The sequence below is a fragment of the Streptomyces griseoflavus genome (assembly GCF_014649995.1).
GTDB lineage: Bacteria > Actinomycetota > Actinomycetes > Streptomycetales > Streptomycetaceae > Streptomyces > Streptomyces griseoflavus.
This window is the reverse complement of the sequence record NZ_BMUC01000023.1, coordinates 74,104-87,353: the sequence shown is the minus strand read 5'-3', so window position 1 is coordinate 87,353 and position 13,250 is coordinate 74,104. Positions and strand designations below refer to the sequence as shown.

The window sequence follows — 13,250 nt, the reverse complement described above, 5'->3', positions numbered from 1 at the left end:
CCTTGCCACGCCCGCGCGGAGTGCGGATCGCGTCGTACACATACGCTTCGGTGCTCACGAGGAGGCCTTTCGCTGAGGGTTCGAGGGCTCGCAGGAGTGCGGGGGGACCGGGTCCGCGGGGCGGGTCAGGCCCCAGTCGCGGGCCACGTCGTCGGTGCCCGTGCCCGGCAGGGCGGGTCCGGTGCGGATGCCGGCCGGGGTCGCGGAGAACCGCGGGGCCGGTGCGGGCTGGGTGATGCCGCCGTGGTCGGTGAAGGTGCCGCGGGCGGCGAGGTGCGGGTGGTGCGGGGCCTCGCCGAGGGACAGCACGGGCGCCACGCACGCGTCGGTGCCCTCGAAGACGGCCGTCCACGCGTCCCGGGTGCGGGTCTCGAAGCGGGCGGCGACCCGTTCGCGCAGTTCCGGCCAGCGGGCGACGTCCGTGTGGGCCCCCGTCAGGTCGTCGAGGCCGAGCAGGCGCAGGAACTCGGCGTAGAACCGCGGCTCCAGGGCGCCGACCGCCATGTGCCGTCCGTCGGCCGTGGCGTAGGTGCCGTAGTAGGGGCAGCCGCCGTCGAGGAGGTTGGCGCCGCGCCGGTCCTGCCAGACGCCGGCGGCGAGCATGCCGTGGATCATGGCGGAGAGGTGGGCGGTGCCGTCCACGATGGCGGCGTCGACGACCTGTCCGGTGCCGGTGGCGCGCGCGTGGTGCAGGGCGGCGAGCACGCCGACGACGAGGTAGAGGGAGCCGCCCGCGTAGTCGCCGAGCAGGTTGGCGGGGACGGCCGGGGGCCGGTCCGGGTCGCCGATCATGCCGAGGGTGCCGGTGAGGGCGATGTAGGCGATGTCGTGTCCGGCGCGGTCGGCGAGGGGCCCCTGCTGGCCCCAGCCGGTCATGCGGCCGTAGACCAGACGGGGGTTGCGGGCGTGGCAGTCGGCGGGGCCGATGCCGAGACGCTCGGCGACGCCCGGGCGGTAGCCCTCGATGAGGACGTCGGCGCGGTCGGCGAGGTCGAGGACGCGGTCGGGCCCCTCGGGGGCCTTGAGGTCGACGATCACGGAACGCTTGTTGCGGTTGGTGATGTCGCGGGCGGGGTCGATGCCCAGGCCGGGGCCGCCCGGGCGGTCCACGCGGACGACGTCGGCGCCCAGGTCCGCCAGGAGCATGGCGGCGAACGGGCCCGGCCCGATGCCGGCCAGCTCCACCACGCGCACGCCGGTGAGCGGGCCGTGTCCCGGCGTCTTCGCCTCCGTCATCGAGCCCCCATCGGCTGTGACACTCCTGGTGTAACACCTGTGATGTTAGGAACGTGTTCCACCCGGCACAAGACCGGGCGAGCAAGCGCTTGGCCACCGTACGGGGCGGCGCGTCGGCGCAGCCGGTCAGTGCGCGTCGAGCCGCGCGGCCAGCCGCTTGGGGGCGACGGTGCGGTAGCTCTCCTCCACCCAGTCGCACAGCAGGTCCGCCCTCGGGGCACCCTTGGTCTCCAGCGGGATTCTCACCCAGCCCGCCCGGCCCAGGCCGTATCCGGCGGGCTCCGCGCCGGGGCAGGCCATCGCGTGGGCGTGCGCCGTCTCGTCCGTGAGCTTCACCGTCACCCCCAGGGGGTAGCTGCCGTCGTGGACGCCGAGGAAGACGAACACCTTCCGGTGGACCTTGGCGACCGTCTCGCCCCAGGGGTGTTCCTCGGTGGCGCCCGGCAGAGCCAGGGCGTGGTCGCGCACTTTTTCCCACTTCTTCAGGGCGTTCGGGGGCACGGCCATGGGTTTCCTCCGGGCTCGTCGTCGGGCTCCGCACCTCTCACGCTAGCCTCGGCCACCGACAGCGGCGCGGCTGCACGACCAAGGGGTGTCATGAGCAGGCTGAACAGGGACCGTCCGTACGACATCGTGCTCTTCGGGGCGACCGGCTTCGTCGGGACACTGACCGCGGAGTACCTCGCCGCCCATGCCCCCGACGGACTGCGCTGGGCGGTCGCCGGCCGCAGCGCCGGCAAGCTGGAGCGGCTGCGGGAACGGCTGCCCGGCGGCGCGGAGATCGGGCTGCTGCGGGCGGACGTGTCCGACCCGGCCTCCCTGCGGGCCCTCGCCGAGCAGGCGCGGGTGGTCGCCACGACCGTGGGCCCGTACGTGGAGTACGGCGAGGAACTCGTCGCCGCCTGCGCGGACACGGGGACCGACTACGTCGACCTCACGGGTGAGCCCGAGTTCGTGGACCTGATGTACGTCCGCCATGACGCCCGCGCCCGCGAGACGGGGGCGCGGCTGGTGCACGCGTGCGGCTTCGACTCGGTGCCGCACGACCTGGGCGCGTACTTCACGGTGCGGCAGTTGCCGGAGGGGGTCGCGCTGACCGTGGACGGGTTCGTCACCGCCGACGCGGCCTTCTCCGGCGGGACCTTCGCCTCGGCGCTGAACCAGTTCGCCCGGCACCGCGGTCTGCGCGCGGCGGCCCGCGAGCGCAGGCACCACGAACCCCGGCTGGTGGACCGCCGGGCCTCGGCGCCCCTGGGAGCGCCGCGTTACGCGCCGGAGGTCGGCGCCTGGGCCCTGCCGCTGCCGACGATCGACGGGCAGATCGTGCGCCGCTCGGCGAAGGCGCTCGACCGGTACGGCCCCGACTTCCGCTACCGGCACTACGCGGCGGTGCGCCGACTCCCGGTGGCGGTGGGCGGGGTGGCGGCCGTGGGCGCGCTGGTCACGGCCGCGCAGGTCCCGTCGTTGCGGCGGCGGCTCTCGGACCGCCTCAGGCCCGGTGACGGGCCGGGGCCGGAGAAGCGCGCCCGGAGCCGGTTCTCCGTCCGCTTCGTCGGCGAGGGCGGCGGCCGGCGGGTGTACACGGAGGTGGCGGGCGGCGACCCCGGCTACGACGAGACGGCGAAGATGCTGGCGGAGGGCGCCCTCAGCCTGGCCTTCGACCACTTGCCGCCGACGGCGGGGCAGGTCACGACGGCGGTGGCGATGGGCGACGCGCTGATCGACCGCCTGCGGACGGCGGGCATCCGCTTCCGGGTCGCCGCGACCCGCTGAAAACCCGGCCGGCCGAAGGCGTCACCCGGGCCGCGCGACCGGTGAGGGCCGGGCATCCGTCCCCGTACCCGGTCCGCACCGGTGTGCCGCGCGGTCAAGGGGTGGTGGCCGCCCACAGGTCCGCGTAGCGCTCCACCGTCCGCAGGAGTCCGCGAAGAGTGCGCTGTCGTACGGGACGCCGCTGTAGTCCAGCGGCAGCCGCTTGCCGTCGGCGAAGGCCGTCGGGGTGCCGGACCCCTCGGGTCCCTCCGCTCCCCCGGCCCTCCCGTACCGTTCCCCCGGCCCTCCCGTCGCGCTCGCACGCGCGTCCTCCGCCTGTCCGGCTCCCTGACCGCAGCCCGCCGGCACCAGCGGCGCGACCGCGCACAGCACGGCCCGTCGTCCCCCACGCGTCACGCGTCATCCCCTCCCCGAGAACAGCGCGACCCCAGATCATCCGTTCGCCGTCCGCGCCCCCGGGGCGGCCGGTACCTCGCCTGCCGCGGCGGTCTCCCCGGCGGCGGGGGTGATCTCCGCCAGTGCGCGGCGGCACAGGGCGTCCGCTCGGCGGGTGGTCTCGGGGAGACGGTAGGAGGGAGTCAGGGCGAGGGTGTGGGCGCAGGCGTTGTCCAGGCTCACGCGGTGACCGACGGAGACGAAGACGGGCTTGACGGCGTCCCTGGTCCGCAGGGCCCTGCCGACCTCCTCGCGGCCGTCGAGCAGCGGCGACGTGCTGCCGCGCGGGGCGCCGGGTTCGTCGTGGGTGAAGGTGAAGGGGTTCTTGGCGACGCCGATCGTCGGCAGGCCCGTGAGCACGCCGAGGTGGGCGGCCAGGCCGAAGCGGCGGGGGTGGGCGAGGCCGTATCCGTCGCACACCACCAGGCCGGGCGGGCACGGCAGGGCTTCCAGGGCGGCGAGCACGGTGGGGATCTCGCGGAAGGCGAGCAGTCCGGGGACGTACGGGAAGGAGATCCGGCCGACGGCCGTGGCCTCGGCGACGACGTCCAGGGTCGCCGCGTCCAGGACGACGGCCGCGGCGGCGACGAGGTCCCGCTCGTCGTCGTACGCCACGTCCACCCCGGTGACCCGGCCCGTCCCGGGCGGCGGGCCCGCCTCGTCGAGCACCACCCGGCCCCGGAGCGCGTCCTGGACCGCGCGGGCCTCTTGTTCGGTGACGGGCCGGCCGGCGGGTGTGGGTACGGTCGTCATGGTGTCCCCGAGCCTACGGGGCGGGCGCGCTCCGCGCGGAGGGTGTCCCGGGTCCGGGAGCCTCCGCGCGGGGGCGGGTCACTTGCCGAGCGCGCGCTGGAGCTGGCTCTTGTTCATGCTCGAACGGCCCTCCACATTGCGCTTCTTGGCCTCTTCGTACAGCTGGTCGCGGGTGGGACCCCGGGAGCCCTTGCCGGAACGCTGGCCGCCGCGCTTGCCGGACGACATGTCCTGTGTCGAGGTGCGGCTGGCGGTCTTGGACTCGCCGGACCGGGCGCGCTCCTTGTTCACCGTCCGGGCGGCGATCTCCTTGGCGCGTCCGGTGCTCTCGCCCCGGTCCTCGGCGCTCTCCTTGATGTGCTCGTACTGACGCTCCCGCTTGGGGCTGGAACCGCGTGGCATCTCCGCTCACTTCCTCTCGCGTACGGCGAACGGGTACCCACGTTGTCGGTGACGATGGCCCGCCGCACGCGTCAGTGCTCCAGGCGGGCGACCCGCCCCTGCTCCCCGGCCGCCCAGCGGCCGTGGCCGGGCGCGCGGCCAGCGCTGTCGCAGGAGCCGTGCCGACGGTCCGCCAGGTCCGGCCGCCCGAACCGGACCTCCGGGACCCCGGTGTCCTCGACCGACCGGTGCGGCGGCCCCGCGCGGCCGTCCGGTCCCCGCGCCGCCCTGCCGTCCGTGCCCGCGCGGGCACGGACGGCAGGGCGGCCAGGACCGTCCGGAGGGACTTGGGGCCGCGGGTGTGGCAGGGAAGCGCGGGGAGAAGCGTGTCACTCGGGTGCATGAAGGCGGTGACGGAGGTCACTCGCTGTTCGTGTGCACGGATTGGCGGATTCCGGCGTCTCATCCAGTAGTCGAACGGATCCGCCCGGAAGCCCGTCCAGCCGTCACGAGGGAGCAAGGCGTTGTCCACCGTCATCGAGCAGCCCGTAGAGGCCCGTCTGGTCGCCGCCGCGCCGCGGATGCCGAACATCCCCGCCACGCTGCACTACGACCGCGACGACCCGTTCGCCGTCCGCATGACCTTCCCCGCGCCCGCCACTCTGGAGGGCGTCGAGGTCTGCTGGATCTTCGCACGGGAGCTGCTCGCCGCGGGGCTGCGGGGACCCGAGGGGCTCGGCGACGTGCGGGTACGCCCGTACGGGTACGACCGCACCGTGCTGGAGTTCCACGCGCCCGAGGGGACCGCCGTCGTGCACGTCCGCTCGGGGGAGGTGCGCCGGTTCCTCCAGGCCACCAGCGACCTGGTGCCGACCGGCCTGGAGCACCTCCGGCTCGATCTGGACCACCGCCTCGCGGAGCTGATGCGCGACGCCTGAGGGCGGGTCACCTTTTCCCGGCCATCAGCTCGTTGAGCTCCCCGTACGCCAGGCCGCCGGTCTGCGCGTCGTACGTGCCGGACCCGAGCAGCTCGCGCGCGGCGCGGCGGACCAGGGCGTACGCGGCCTCGGCGACACCGGAGCCGACGCTGACGCGGGCCACGCCCAGGGCGGCCAGTTCACCGGCCGGCGGGGCGCCGGGGCCGGCGAGCACGTTCAGCGGGGCCTGGATTCCTTCGGCGAGTTCCTTCACGGTCCCCGGGTCGACGGTACCGGGGACGAAGATCCCGTCGGCGCCCGCGGCGAGGTAGACGGCGGCTCGCTCCAGGGTGTCGTCCACTCCCCCGGCGCCGCGCAGGAAGGTGTCGACGCGGGCGTTGACGAACAGCGGCACGCCGGTCGCGTCGGCGGCCGCGCGGGCGGCGGCGATCCGCTCGGCCTGCTCCCCGGCCGGGCGCATCGGGCCGGTGCCGTGCGGGGCGGCGTCCTCGATGTTCACCCCGGCCGCGCCCGCGGCGAGGACGGCACGCACCGTGTCGGCCACGCCCTGGGGGTCCTGCGCGTAGCCGCCCTCGATGTCGGCGGTGACGGGCACGCGGACGGCCCCGGCGATCCGTTCGACGGCCCGCAGGGCGCGATCCCGGTCCAGCCGGTCCCCGTCCGCCGCCCCGAGCGCCCAGGCGACTCCGGCGCTGGTGGTCGCCACGGCACCGGCACCCGCGTCCTCCACCAGCCGGGCACTGGCGACGTCCCAGGCGTTGGGCAGGAGCAGCGGGCGTCCGGGGACGTGCAGCGAGCGGAAGGCGAGGGCGCGGTCACGGAGTTCGGTGGCGGGGTTCGTCATGCGCGCCACTCAATCAGCGGCGTCGGCTCCGTGGCTGGCAGGAATGCGACGGGAACAGTCGACGGCCCGACGCGGGCGGGTCCGCACGGGCGGCGGCGCCCGTGGGGTCACCGGCCTCTGGTCAGGGCGGACAGCGGTGCCGCCTCGGTGAGGCCCGTGCGCAGGTCGCGCAGGACGGCGTCGAGCCCGGGGGCGGACGCCGCGGCGCGACGGGTGAGGGCCTCGGCGCGGGCGTCGTCGAAGGAGCCGTGCGGTGCGGGCGGCAGGCCGGCCGCGGTGGCCAGGGCGAGGGCGGTCGCGACCGGCCCGGGCACCTGCTCGGCCGGCGCGGGCCCGGTCAGGGCCGGCCGGGCCTCGCGGCGCAGGGCGTCCGCGCAGGCGGTGTCGGCCAGGACGTGGTCCACGGACGGGAACACCCCGAGCACCCGGTGCTTCTCGGCGCGCACGACGCCTTCGGCCACCAATTGCTCCCGGACCGCGTCCAGGGTGTGCCGGGCGTGCAGCGTCACCCAGGCGCGCCAGCGGTGCGGGAGGGACTCGCTGACCAGTTCCAGGAGGCCGTCCAGGACCGGGTCCCCGGTGCGGGAGTCCAGGTCGAGCGGTGTGGCGATCCCGTCGTCGTCGGTCAGCAGACCGCGCCGGGCGAGCTCGGCGAGGGCGCCGGCCCGCACCAGGGGGGCCAGCCGTTGCGGGTCGGTGTCCCAGGCGGCCAGGCAGAGACGGGCCGGCAGGGACAGCGGGCCGTTGGGCGCGGGGCCTCCTCGGGGGCGGTGACGTCGCGGGCCGGAAATGGCGTTGACAGCCGGTTCGGCCGCTCGTAGCGTCTGCATCGGTTCTGTTGCCGTCGAATGGAGAAGGACGTTGCTCGTCTGAGGTTCTGAGACACCGCGTCACACCGCTCAGGTGTGTGCGCAGCGTGCGACCTCGGCGTTCGAGCCGTCCTTGCGGACCCTTCGGAACAGGGCTCTTCCTCTGCCCACGGTTTCCCTCCGGCTGCCGGTCGTCGTCCCGCGGTGTCTCGATACGCGTTTGCCCCTGATCGCCCCGAGCAACCGCGGAGGCCCGTATGTCACCATCCCTCACCTGTTCCTCCCTCGCCTTCACCTGGCCCGACGGCACCGCCGTCTTCGAAGGCCTCGACGTCGCCTTCGGCCCCGGCCGCACCGGGCTCGTCGGTGTCAACGGGTCGGGCAAGTCCACCCTGCTGAGACTGATCGCCGGTGAGCTCACCCCGGCCGGCGGCACCGTCCGGATCGCCGGAGAGGTGGGCTACCTGCCGCAGAACGTGACGCTCGACACCACGCTCAGGGTCGACCAGGCCCTCGGCATCGCCGCCCGGCGGGCCGCGCTGCACGCCATCGAGGCGGGCGACGTGGCCGAGGAGCACTTCGAGACCGTCGGCGACGACTGGGACGTCGAGGAACGCGCCCTGGCCACGCTCGGCGAGCTCGGCCTCGGGCACATCGGTCTCGACCGCACGGTCGGAGAGGTGTCGGGCGGCGAGTCGGTGCTGCTGCGGCTCGCGGCACTGCTGCTGCGGCGCCCGGACGTCCTGCTGCTCGACGAGCCCACCAACAACCTCGACCTGTACGCCCGCCGGCGGCTGTACGGGGCCGTCGCGGACTGGCCGGGTGTCATGGTCGTGGTCAGCCACGACCGTGAACTGCTGGACCTGGTCGACCAGATCGCCGATCTGCGTGCCGGTGGGATCACCTGGTACGGCGGCAACTACTCGGCGTACGAGGAGGCCCTGGCCGTCGAACAGGAGGCCGCGGAGCGCATGGTGCGCGTCGCCGAGGCGGACCTGCGCAAGCAGAAGCGCGAACTGGTGGACGCCCAGGTCAAGTTGGCCCGCCGTAAGCGGTACGGGCAGAAGATGTTCGAGCAGAAGCGCGAGCCGAAGATCGTCATGGGGGCACGCAAGCGCGCGGCGCAGGTGTCCGCGGGCAAGCACCGCATCATGCACGAGGAGAAGCTCTCCGATGCCAGGGAGCGCCTCGACGACGCGGTGGAGGCCGTACGGGACGACGACGAGATTCGCGTCGACCTGCCCCACACGGCCGTACCGCCGGGCCGTGGCGTGCTCACGCTCATGGATCTGGAGCTCGCCCACGGCGCCCGGGTGGGCGGCGGCTTCGATCTGCGCGGCCCGGAGCGGGTGGCGCTGATCGGCCGCAACGGCGCGGGCAAGACGACGCTGCTGCGGACGATCGCCGGGGAGCTGGAGCCGGTGTCCGGCGAGGCGAGGGTCCAGGTGCCGCTGCGGTTCCTGCCGCAGCGCCTCGACGTCCTCGACCCGGAGCTGACCGTCGCGGAGAACGTGGCCCGGTTCGCCCCGGGCGCCACCAACAACCGGGTCAGGGCCCGGCTCGCCCGCTTCCTGTTCCGGGGGGCGCGCGCCGACCAGCAGGCGCGGACGCTCTCCGGCGGCGAGCGGTTCCGGGCGGCGCTGGCCGCGCTGATGCTGGCGGAGCCCGCGCCGCAGCTGCTGATGCTGGACGAGCCGACCAACAACCTCGACATGGCGAGCGTCCGGCAGCTCACCACGGCACTGGAGTCGTACGAGGGGGCCCTGATCGTGGCCAGTCACGACATGCCGTTCCTGGAGTCGATCGGCGTCACCCGGTGGGTGCTGATGGAGGAGGGAGAGCTGAAGGAGATCGGAACGGAGGCGGTCGGCTGATTCCGCCCGGGGCCCCGCGGCATGAGCCGGCCGTGCGTCGGTCACCGGTGGTGCGGGGGGGGTGGTCCCGTCCGGATCCGCCCTGCATGATGGCTGCGCCGACGCCCGTGGGAGGACGGACTCCCCGGGCGCGGCGGAGCCGTGCCCGTCCCGTCCGAAAGGCTCTCCCTTGCCCAGCCGGAAGGCACTCGTCCGCCGTCCCTCGCCCCGTCTGGCAGAGGGGCTGGTGACGCACGTCGAACGGGAGGTCGTCGACCTCGACCGCGCGCTGGAGCAGTGGGAGGCGTACACGCAGGCCCTGCGCGCTCACGGCTGGGAGACGATCGAGGTGGGCCCCGCCGACGACTGTCCGGACTCCGTGTTCGTGGAGGACACGGTGGTGATGTACCGGAACGTGGCGCTGATCGCCCGCTCCGGTGCCCGGTCACGGCGCGGGGAGACGCCCGGGGTCGAGGAGGCCGTGGCGTCGCTGGGCTGCTCCGTCAACCGGGTCCGGGAGCCGGGCACGCTGGACGGCGGCGACGTGCTGAAGGTCGGCGACACGGTGTACGTGGGCCGTGGCGGACGGACCGACGCGTCCGGGGTGCGGCAGGTGCGGGCCGCGTTCGAGCCGCTGGGAGCCCGGGTGGTCGCGGTGCCCGTCGCCAGGGTGCTGCACCTGAAGTCGGCGGTCACGGCGCTTCCGGACGGGACGGTCGTGGGGCACGTCCCGAACGTGGACGCGCCCTCGCTGTTCCCGCGTTTCCTGCCCGTGCCGGAGGAGTCCGGGGCGCACGTGGTGCTGCTCGGCGGGGGCAGGCTGCTGATGGCGGCGAGCGCGCCGAGGACGGCGGAGCTGTTCGCGGACCTCGGCTACGAGCCGGTCCCGGTGGACATCGGCGAGTTCGAGAAGCTGGAGGGCTGTGTCACGTGCCTCTCGGTGCGCCTGCGGGAGCTGCACGCCTGACCGGACGCCCACGTCACCCGTACGGCGCAGCCGCCCGCGGCCCGGGGTGTCCCGCCACGCCACGCCGTCCGGAGGGACCCGCTGATCAGCGATCTTTACGGAGGCCTTAACCTACGGCTACGTAACCTACGGCTTCGTAGCCTACGATTCCGTAGGTTCCCGGCACCGCTCGCCGGACCTCCGTACGTCACCGTCCCCCCTGGAGTCACCCGTGTCGCTCACTTCTCCCCACCTGGGCAGCCCTTCGGTCTGGACCGACGCCCGGCTGTTGTACGCACTGGAGGAAGTGGTCGAGAAGGAACTCAACCGGCACCTGAAGGTCACCAAGGACTGGATGCCCCACGAGTACGTGCCGTGGAGCGACGGCCGCAACTTCCCCGGCTTCTTCGAGGACGGCGAGGCCTGGGACAAGGAGCAGTCGAAGGTCACCGAGGTCGGCCGGATCGCCCTGGTGGTGAACCTGCTGACGGAGGACAACCTCCCCAGCTACCACCACGAGATCGCGACGCTGTTCGGCCGGGAGGGTGCCTGGGGCACCTGGGTGCACCGCTGGACGGCCGAGGAGGGCCGGCACGGCATCGTGATGCGGGACTACCTGCTCGCCTCGCGGGCGGTGGACCCGGACAAGCTGGAGCAGTTCCGGATGGCGCACATGAGCGAGGGCTTCGAGTCGGACAACCGGCACTCGATGCTCCACTCGATCGCCTACGTCGCCTTCCAGGAGCTGGCCACCCGGATTTCGCACCGCAACACCGGCCACCAGTCGGGCGACCCGGTCTGCGACCGCATGCTGGCCCGCATCGCGACCGACGAGAACCTGCACATGGTGTTCTACCGCAACCTGCTCAAGTCGGCCTTCGAGCTCGCCCCCGACCTCACGATGCAGGCGGTGCGCGACGTCGTGGTGAACTTCCGGATGCCCGGCCACGGCATCCCCGGCTTCGAGCGGGCGGCGGCGCAGATGGCCATCGGCGAGGTGTACAACCTGCGCATCCACCACGACGACGTGATCCAGCCGGTGCTCCGCTTCCTGAAGGTCCTGGAGATCGACGGCCTGGGCCCGGAGGGCGTCAAGGCCCAGGAGGAACTGGGCATGTTCATGGGCGGTCTGGACGCGGAGGCCGCGAAGTTCGACGAGAAGCTGGCGGCCCGCAAGGCCCGGATGGCGGCCCGCGCCCAACGCTGAGGCCGGGTGAGGACGGAGCGGCTGGATGCGAACCAGCGTCCTCTTGGTTGTGGAGACCCGGCGCGTCGGCCTCTGCGCCACGGCCCCGCCCCCGGGGCTCAGCGTAGCGGCCCGCTGCCGGCTCCCACCCGGCACGACGGCCGGACCGGGTCACCACGCCGCCTCCTTGTAGTCCTTCAGGAACACCCCGGCCACCGGGTCACCGGCCTCGCCCCGCACGATGGGGTCGTACACCCGGGCCGCCCCGTCGACGATGTCCAGCGGGGTGCGGAAACCCGCCCGCGCGATGCGGGCCCTCTTCGGCGCGGGGTTCTCGTCGGTGATCCAGCCGGTGTCCACGGCGCACATGTACACCCCCTGCCCGGCGAGTTCGGCCGCGCTGGTGCGGGTGAGCATGTTGAGCGCGGCCTTGGCCATGTTGGTGTGCGGGTGGCCGGGCATCTTGTTGCGCACCGCGAACCGGCCCTCGACCGCGGTCACGTTGACGATGTAGCGCCGTGGATGCGGTGAGGCGAGCAGCAGCGGCAGCAGCCGGTCGCACAGCAGCGCCGGCGCGAGGGCGTTGACGAGCTGGGTCTCCAGGACCTCGGCCGGGTCGAGCGCGCCGAGCCGGGCCGACCAGGAGTTCTCCGGGGACGGGTCGGGCAGCAGCCCCGCCTCGTCGGCCTCGCGCAGCGCCACCGGCAGCGTGGCGCGCCCGTCGCCGAGCATCCGCATCGGGGTGAAGCCGGGTGCCTGGCGGGCGCCCTCGGGCAGCCGGTCCCGCTCCCCGGAGGCGAGCCCCGCGTACGACTCCGGCGGCCGCCGTATCGTCTGCGCGGCGTTGTTGACGAGGATGTCCAGGGGCGCGCCCTCGCCGCGCAGTTCCTCGCACAGGCCCAGCACCTGGCGGGGGTCGCGCAGGTCGACGGCGAGTATGTGCAGCCGGTCCAGCCACTTCGCGCTGTCCGGCTCCGCCCGGAAGCGGCGGGCGGTGTCGTGCGGGAAGCGGCTGGTGACGACGAGCTCCACGCCGTCGCGCAGCATCATGAGCGCCAGCTGGAAACCGATCTTCACCCGGCCGCCGGTGAGCAGGGCGCGGCGGCCGCTCAGGTCGGTGGCGAGTGCGCGCCGGGCACGGTTGTCCGCCGCGCAGCCCGGACAGAGCCGGTGGTAGAAGGCGTCGACCTGTCGATAGGTCGACTTGCAGACATAGCAGGGGCGGGCCTTGTGGAAGACACCGGGGCGGCCCGGGGCGACCAGGGGTGCGTCCTCGCGGCGCTGCGGGGAGCCGGTGGCCGTGGCGGCCATCGTCGCGGCGTCGGCCGCGGACGCCGCTTCGTTGCGGGCCCTGCGGCGTCGGGCCTGACCGTCGCGGGTGAACGAGGCCGCGACGTGTTCGGCGTGCAGGCGCACCGGGTCGTCGGCGGGCAGCCGGCGCAGCCGGCCGACCGTGCGGTGGAAGGCGGACAGCTCTTCCTCGGTGATGCCGTCGCCCATGGGACGCCCCCTGTGTGTCGTACCGGGGGCAGGCCGCGATCGGACCGGCGTGCCCCGTGCCGTGGGGGCGCGCCGGCGCGGGGTTGCGTCGCGCTGTCGGCCCCCGTGCGGCCCGGACGACCGGATGGGGACCGGCGTGTCCGTCCGAGCGGGGCGTGTACGTCCCCCACTGCTCCGCCTCCGGCCGCGGACTCATGGTAACCAGCGGTCCCGCGCCGGTCGTACCGGTTTTGACCAGCCCCTCGGCCGGCGGGAACTACCGTGCCGTGCGCCGCAGTTCCAGGCGTTCCTTCTCCGACAGGCCGCCCCAGACGCCGAAGCGCATGTCGTGGGAGAGGGCGTAGTCGAGGCAGGTGGCGCGTATCGGGCAGAGACCGCAGATGCGCTTGGCGTCGCGGACCGAACTGCCGGGCTCGGGGAAGAAGAAGTCTCCTCCCGTCTGCGCGCACAACGCCTCGTCCTGCCAGGTGAGATCGGGCGACGGGAATGTGTCGGTGTGCATGGCCGGAAGCGTGCCGGAGGACGAAAAACGTTCGATCAACGCCGCATCAACGCGGGATCGACACCGCGGCCCTGCCGGGTCCCGCCCGTCCTGG

13 protein-coding genes are annotated in these 13,250 nt (G+C 74.0%); 5 read left to right on the top strand and 8 right to left on the bottom strand.

The features are described from left to right. Positions 1 to 54: 54 nt before the first annotated feature. Both IE172_RS32355 and IE172_RS32350 read right to left on the bottom strand, forming a co-directional pair. Positions 55 to 1,236 carry a CaiB/BaiF CoA transferase family protein gene (locus tag IE172_RS32355; RefSeq protein WP_190100919.1) on the bottom strand — a complete coding sequence of 394 codons (1,182 nt, stop codon included), beginning with the start codon at positions 1,234 to 1,236 and terminating at the stop codon, positions 55 to 57. 126 nt (positions 1,237 to 1,362) lie between these two features. Continuing rightward, on the bottom strand, positions 1,363 to 1,743 hold the full coding sequence (locus IE172_RS32350) for an MmcQ/YjbR family DNA-binding protein (protein WP_190100918.1): 381 nt from the start codon (positions 1,741 to 1,743) through the stop codon (positions 1,363 to 1,365). A gap of 90 nt (positions 1,744 to 1,833) precedes the next feature. On the opposite strand from IE172_RS32350, the gene IE172_RS32345 reads away from it, so the two are divergent. Next, the gene (locus IE172_RS32345; RefSeq protein ID WP_190100917.1) at positions 1,834 to 3,009 is read left to right on the top strand and encodes a saccharopine dehydrogenase family protein; all 1,176 of its coding nucleotides are present in this window, start codon (positions 1,834 to 1,836) and stop codon (positions 3,007 to 3,009) included. Positions 3,010 to 3,441: 432 nt separating this feature from the next. Here the strand turns inward: IE172_RS32345 and IE172_RS32340 are convergent, their stop codons facing one another. Together IE172_RS32340 and IE172_RS32335 are read right to left on the bottom strand one after the other, a co-directional pair. Continuing rightward, positions 3,442 to 4,197 (bottom strand): endonuclease V, encoded by a 756-nt coding sequence (locus tag IE172_RS32340; protein WP_229886667.1) that lies wholly within the window; start codon positions 4,195 to 4,197, stop codon positions 3,442 to 3,444. 78 nt (positions 4,198 to 4,275) lie between these two features. Next, the gene (locus IE172_RS32335) at positions 4,276 to 4,599 is read right to left on the bottom strand and encodes a plasmid stabilization protein (RefSeq protein ID WP_190100916.1); all 324 of its coding nucleotides are present in this window, start codon (positions 4,597 to 4,599) and stop codon (positions 4,276 to 4,278) included. Between the two features lie 503 nt (positions 4,600 to 5,102). On the opposite strand from IE172_RS32335, the gene ssgD reads away from it, so the two are divergent. Next, entirely contained in the window at positions 5,103 to 5,516 is a 414-nt protein-coding gene (gene ssgD, locus IE172_RS32330) for a spore wall synthesis regulator SsgD (protein ID WP_190100915.1), read from the top strand. 7 nt (positions 5,517 to 5,523) lie between these two features. Here the strand turns inward: ssgD and IE172_RS32325 are convergent, their stop codons facing one another. Further along, complete coding sequence (locus IE172_RS32325; protein WP_190100914.1) at positions 5,524 to 6,360, bottom strand: isocitrate lyase/PEP mutase family protein; 837 nt, start codon at positions 6,358 to 6,360, stop codon at positions 5,524 to 5,526. 107 nt (positions 6,361 to 6,467) lie between these two features. Beyond that, the gene (locus IE172_RS32320) at positions 6,468 to 7,190 is read right to left on the bottom strand and encodes a GOLPH3/VPS74 family protein (protein WP_190100913.1); all 723 of its coding nucleotides are present in this window, start codon (positions 7,188 to 7,190) and stop codon (positions 6,468 to 6,470) included. A gap of 236 nt (positions 7,191 to 7,426) precedes the next feature. Between IE172_RS32320 and IE172_RS32315 the strand changes: the two genes are divergently transcribed. The 3 genes from IE172_RS32315 (at position 7,427) to IE172_RS32305 (ending at position 11,175) form a co-directional block, all read left to right on the top strand. Beyond that, on the top strand, positions 7,427 to 9,043 hold the full coding sequence (locus tag IE172_RS32315; RefSeq protein WP_190100912.1) for an ABC-F family ATP-binding cassette domain-containing protein: 1,617 nt from the start codon (positions 7,427 to 7,429) through the stop codon (positions 9,041 to 9,043). 169 nt (positions 9,044 to 9,212) lie between these two features. Next, positions 9,213 to 9,989: a dimethylargininase gene (gene ddaH, locus IE172_RS32310; protein ID WP_190100911.1), complete on the top strand. Its 777-nt coding sequence runs from the start codon at positions 9,213 to 9,215 to the stop codon at positions 9,987 to 9,989. Between the two features lie 211 nt (positions 9,990 to 10,200). Beyond that, the gene (locus IE172_RS32305) at positions 10,201 to 11,175 is read left to right on the top strand and encodes an acyl-ACP desaturase (RefSeq protein WP_190100910.1); all 975 of its coding nucleotides are present in this window, start codon (positions 10,201 to 10,203) and stop codon (positions 11,173 to 11,175) included. A 150-nt stretch (positions 11,176 to 11,325) separates the two neighbouring features. Here IE172_RS32305 and IE172_RS32300 read toward each other — a convergent pair whose 3' ends face one another. Together IE172_RS32300 and IE172_RS32295 are read right to left on the bottom strand one after the other, a co-directional pair. Beyond that, positions 11,326 to 12,654, bottom strand: coding sequence for an SDR family NAD(P)-dependent oxidoreductase (locus IE172_RS32300; RefSeq protein WP_190100909.1), 1,329 nt, complete (start codon positions 12,652 to 12,654; stop codon positions 11,326 to 11,328). 256 nt (positions 12,655 to 12,910) lie between these two features. Continuing rightward, positions 12,911 to 13,156 carry a WhiB family transcriptional regulator gene (locus IE172_RS32295; protein WP_190100908.1) on the bottom strand — a complete coding sequence of 82 codons (246 nt, stop codon included), beginning with the start codon at positions 13,154 to 13,156 and terminating at the stop codon, positions 12,911 to 12,913. Between the last annotated feature and the right edge of the window lie 94 nt (positions 13,157 to 13,250).

Coding starts and splice junctions, on each gene's coding strand:
- IE172_RS32335 (WP_190100916.1), bottom strand. CDS start 4,599: ATGCCACGCGGTTCCAGCCCCAAGCGGGAGCGTCAGTACGAGCACATC.
- IE172_RS32320 (WP_190100913.1), bottom strand. CDS start 7,190: ATGCAGACGCTACGAGCGGCCGAACCGGCTGTCAACGCCATTTCCGGC.
- IE172_RS32325 (WP_190100914.1), bottom strand. CDS start 6,360: ATGACGAACCCCGCCACCGAACTCCGTGACCGCGCCCTCGCCTTCCGC.
- IE172_RS32295 (WP_190100908.1), bottom strand. CDS start 13,156: ATGCACACCGACACATTCCCGTCGCCCGATCTCACCTGGCAGGACGAG.
- IE172_RS32345 (WP_190100917.1), top strand. CDS start 1,834: ATGAGCAGGCTGAACAGGGACCGTCCGTACGACATCGTGCTCTTCGGG.
- IE172_RS32350 (WP_190100918.1), bottom strand. CDS start 1,743: ATGGCCGTGCCCCCGAACGCCCTGAAGAAGTGGGAAAAAGTGCGCGAC.
- IE172_RS32300 (WP_190100909.1), bottom strand. CDS start 12,654: ATGGGCGACGGCATCACCGAGGAAGAGCTGTCCGCCTTCCACCGCACG.
- IE172_RS32315 (WP_190100912.1), top strand. CDS start 7,427: ATGTCACCATCCCTCACCTGTTCCTCCCTCGCCTTCACCTGGCCCGAC.
- IE172_RS32355 (WP_190100919.1), bottom strand. CDS start 1,236: ATGACGGAGGCGAAGACGCCGGGACACGGCCCGCTCACCGGCGTGCGC.
- IE172_RS32340 (WP_229886667.1), bottom strand. CDS start 4,197: ATGACGACCGTACCCACACCCGCCGGCCGGCCCGTCACCGAACAAGAG.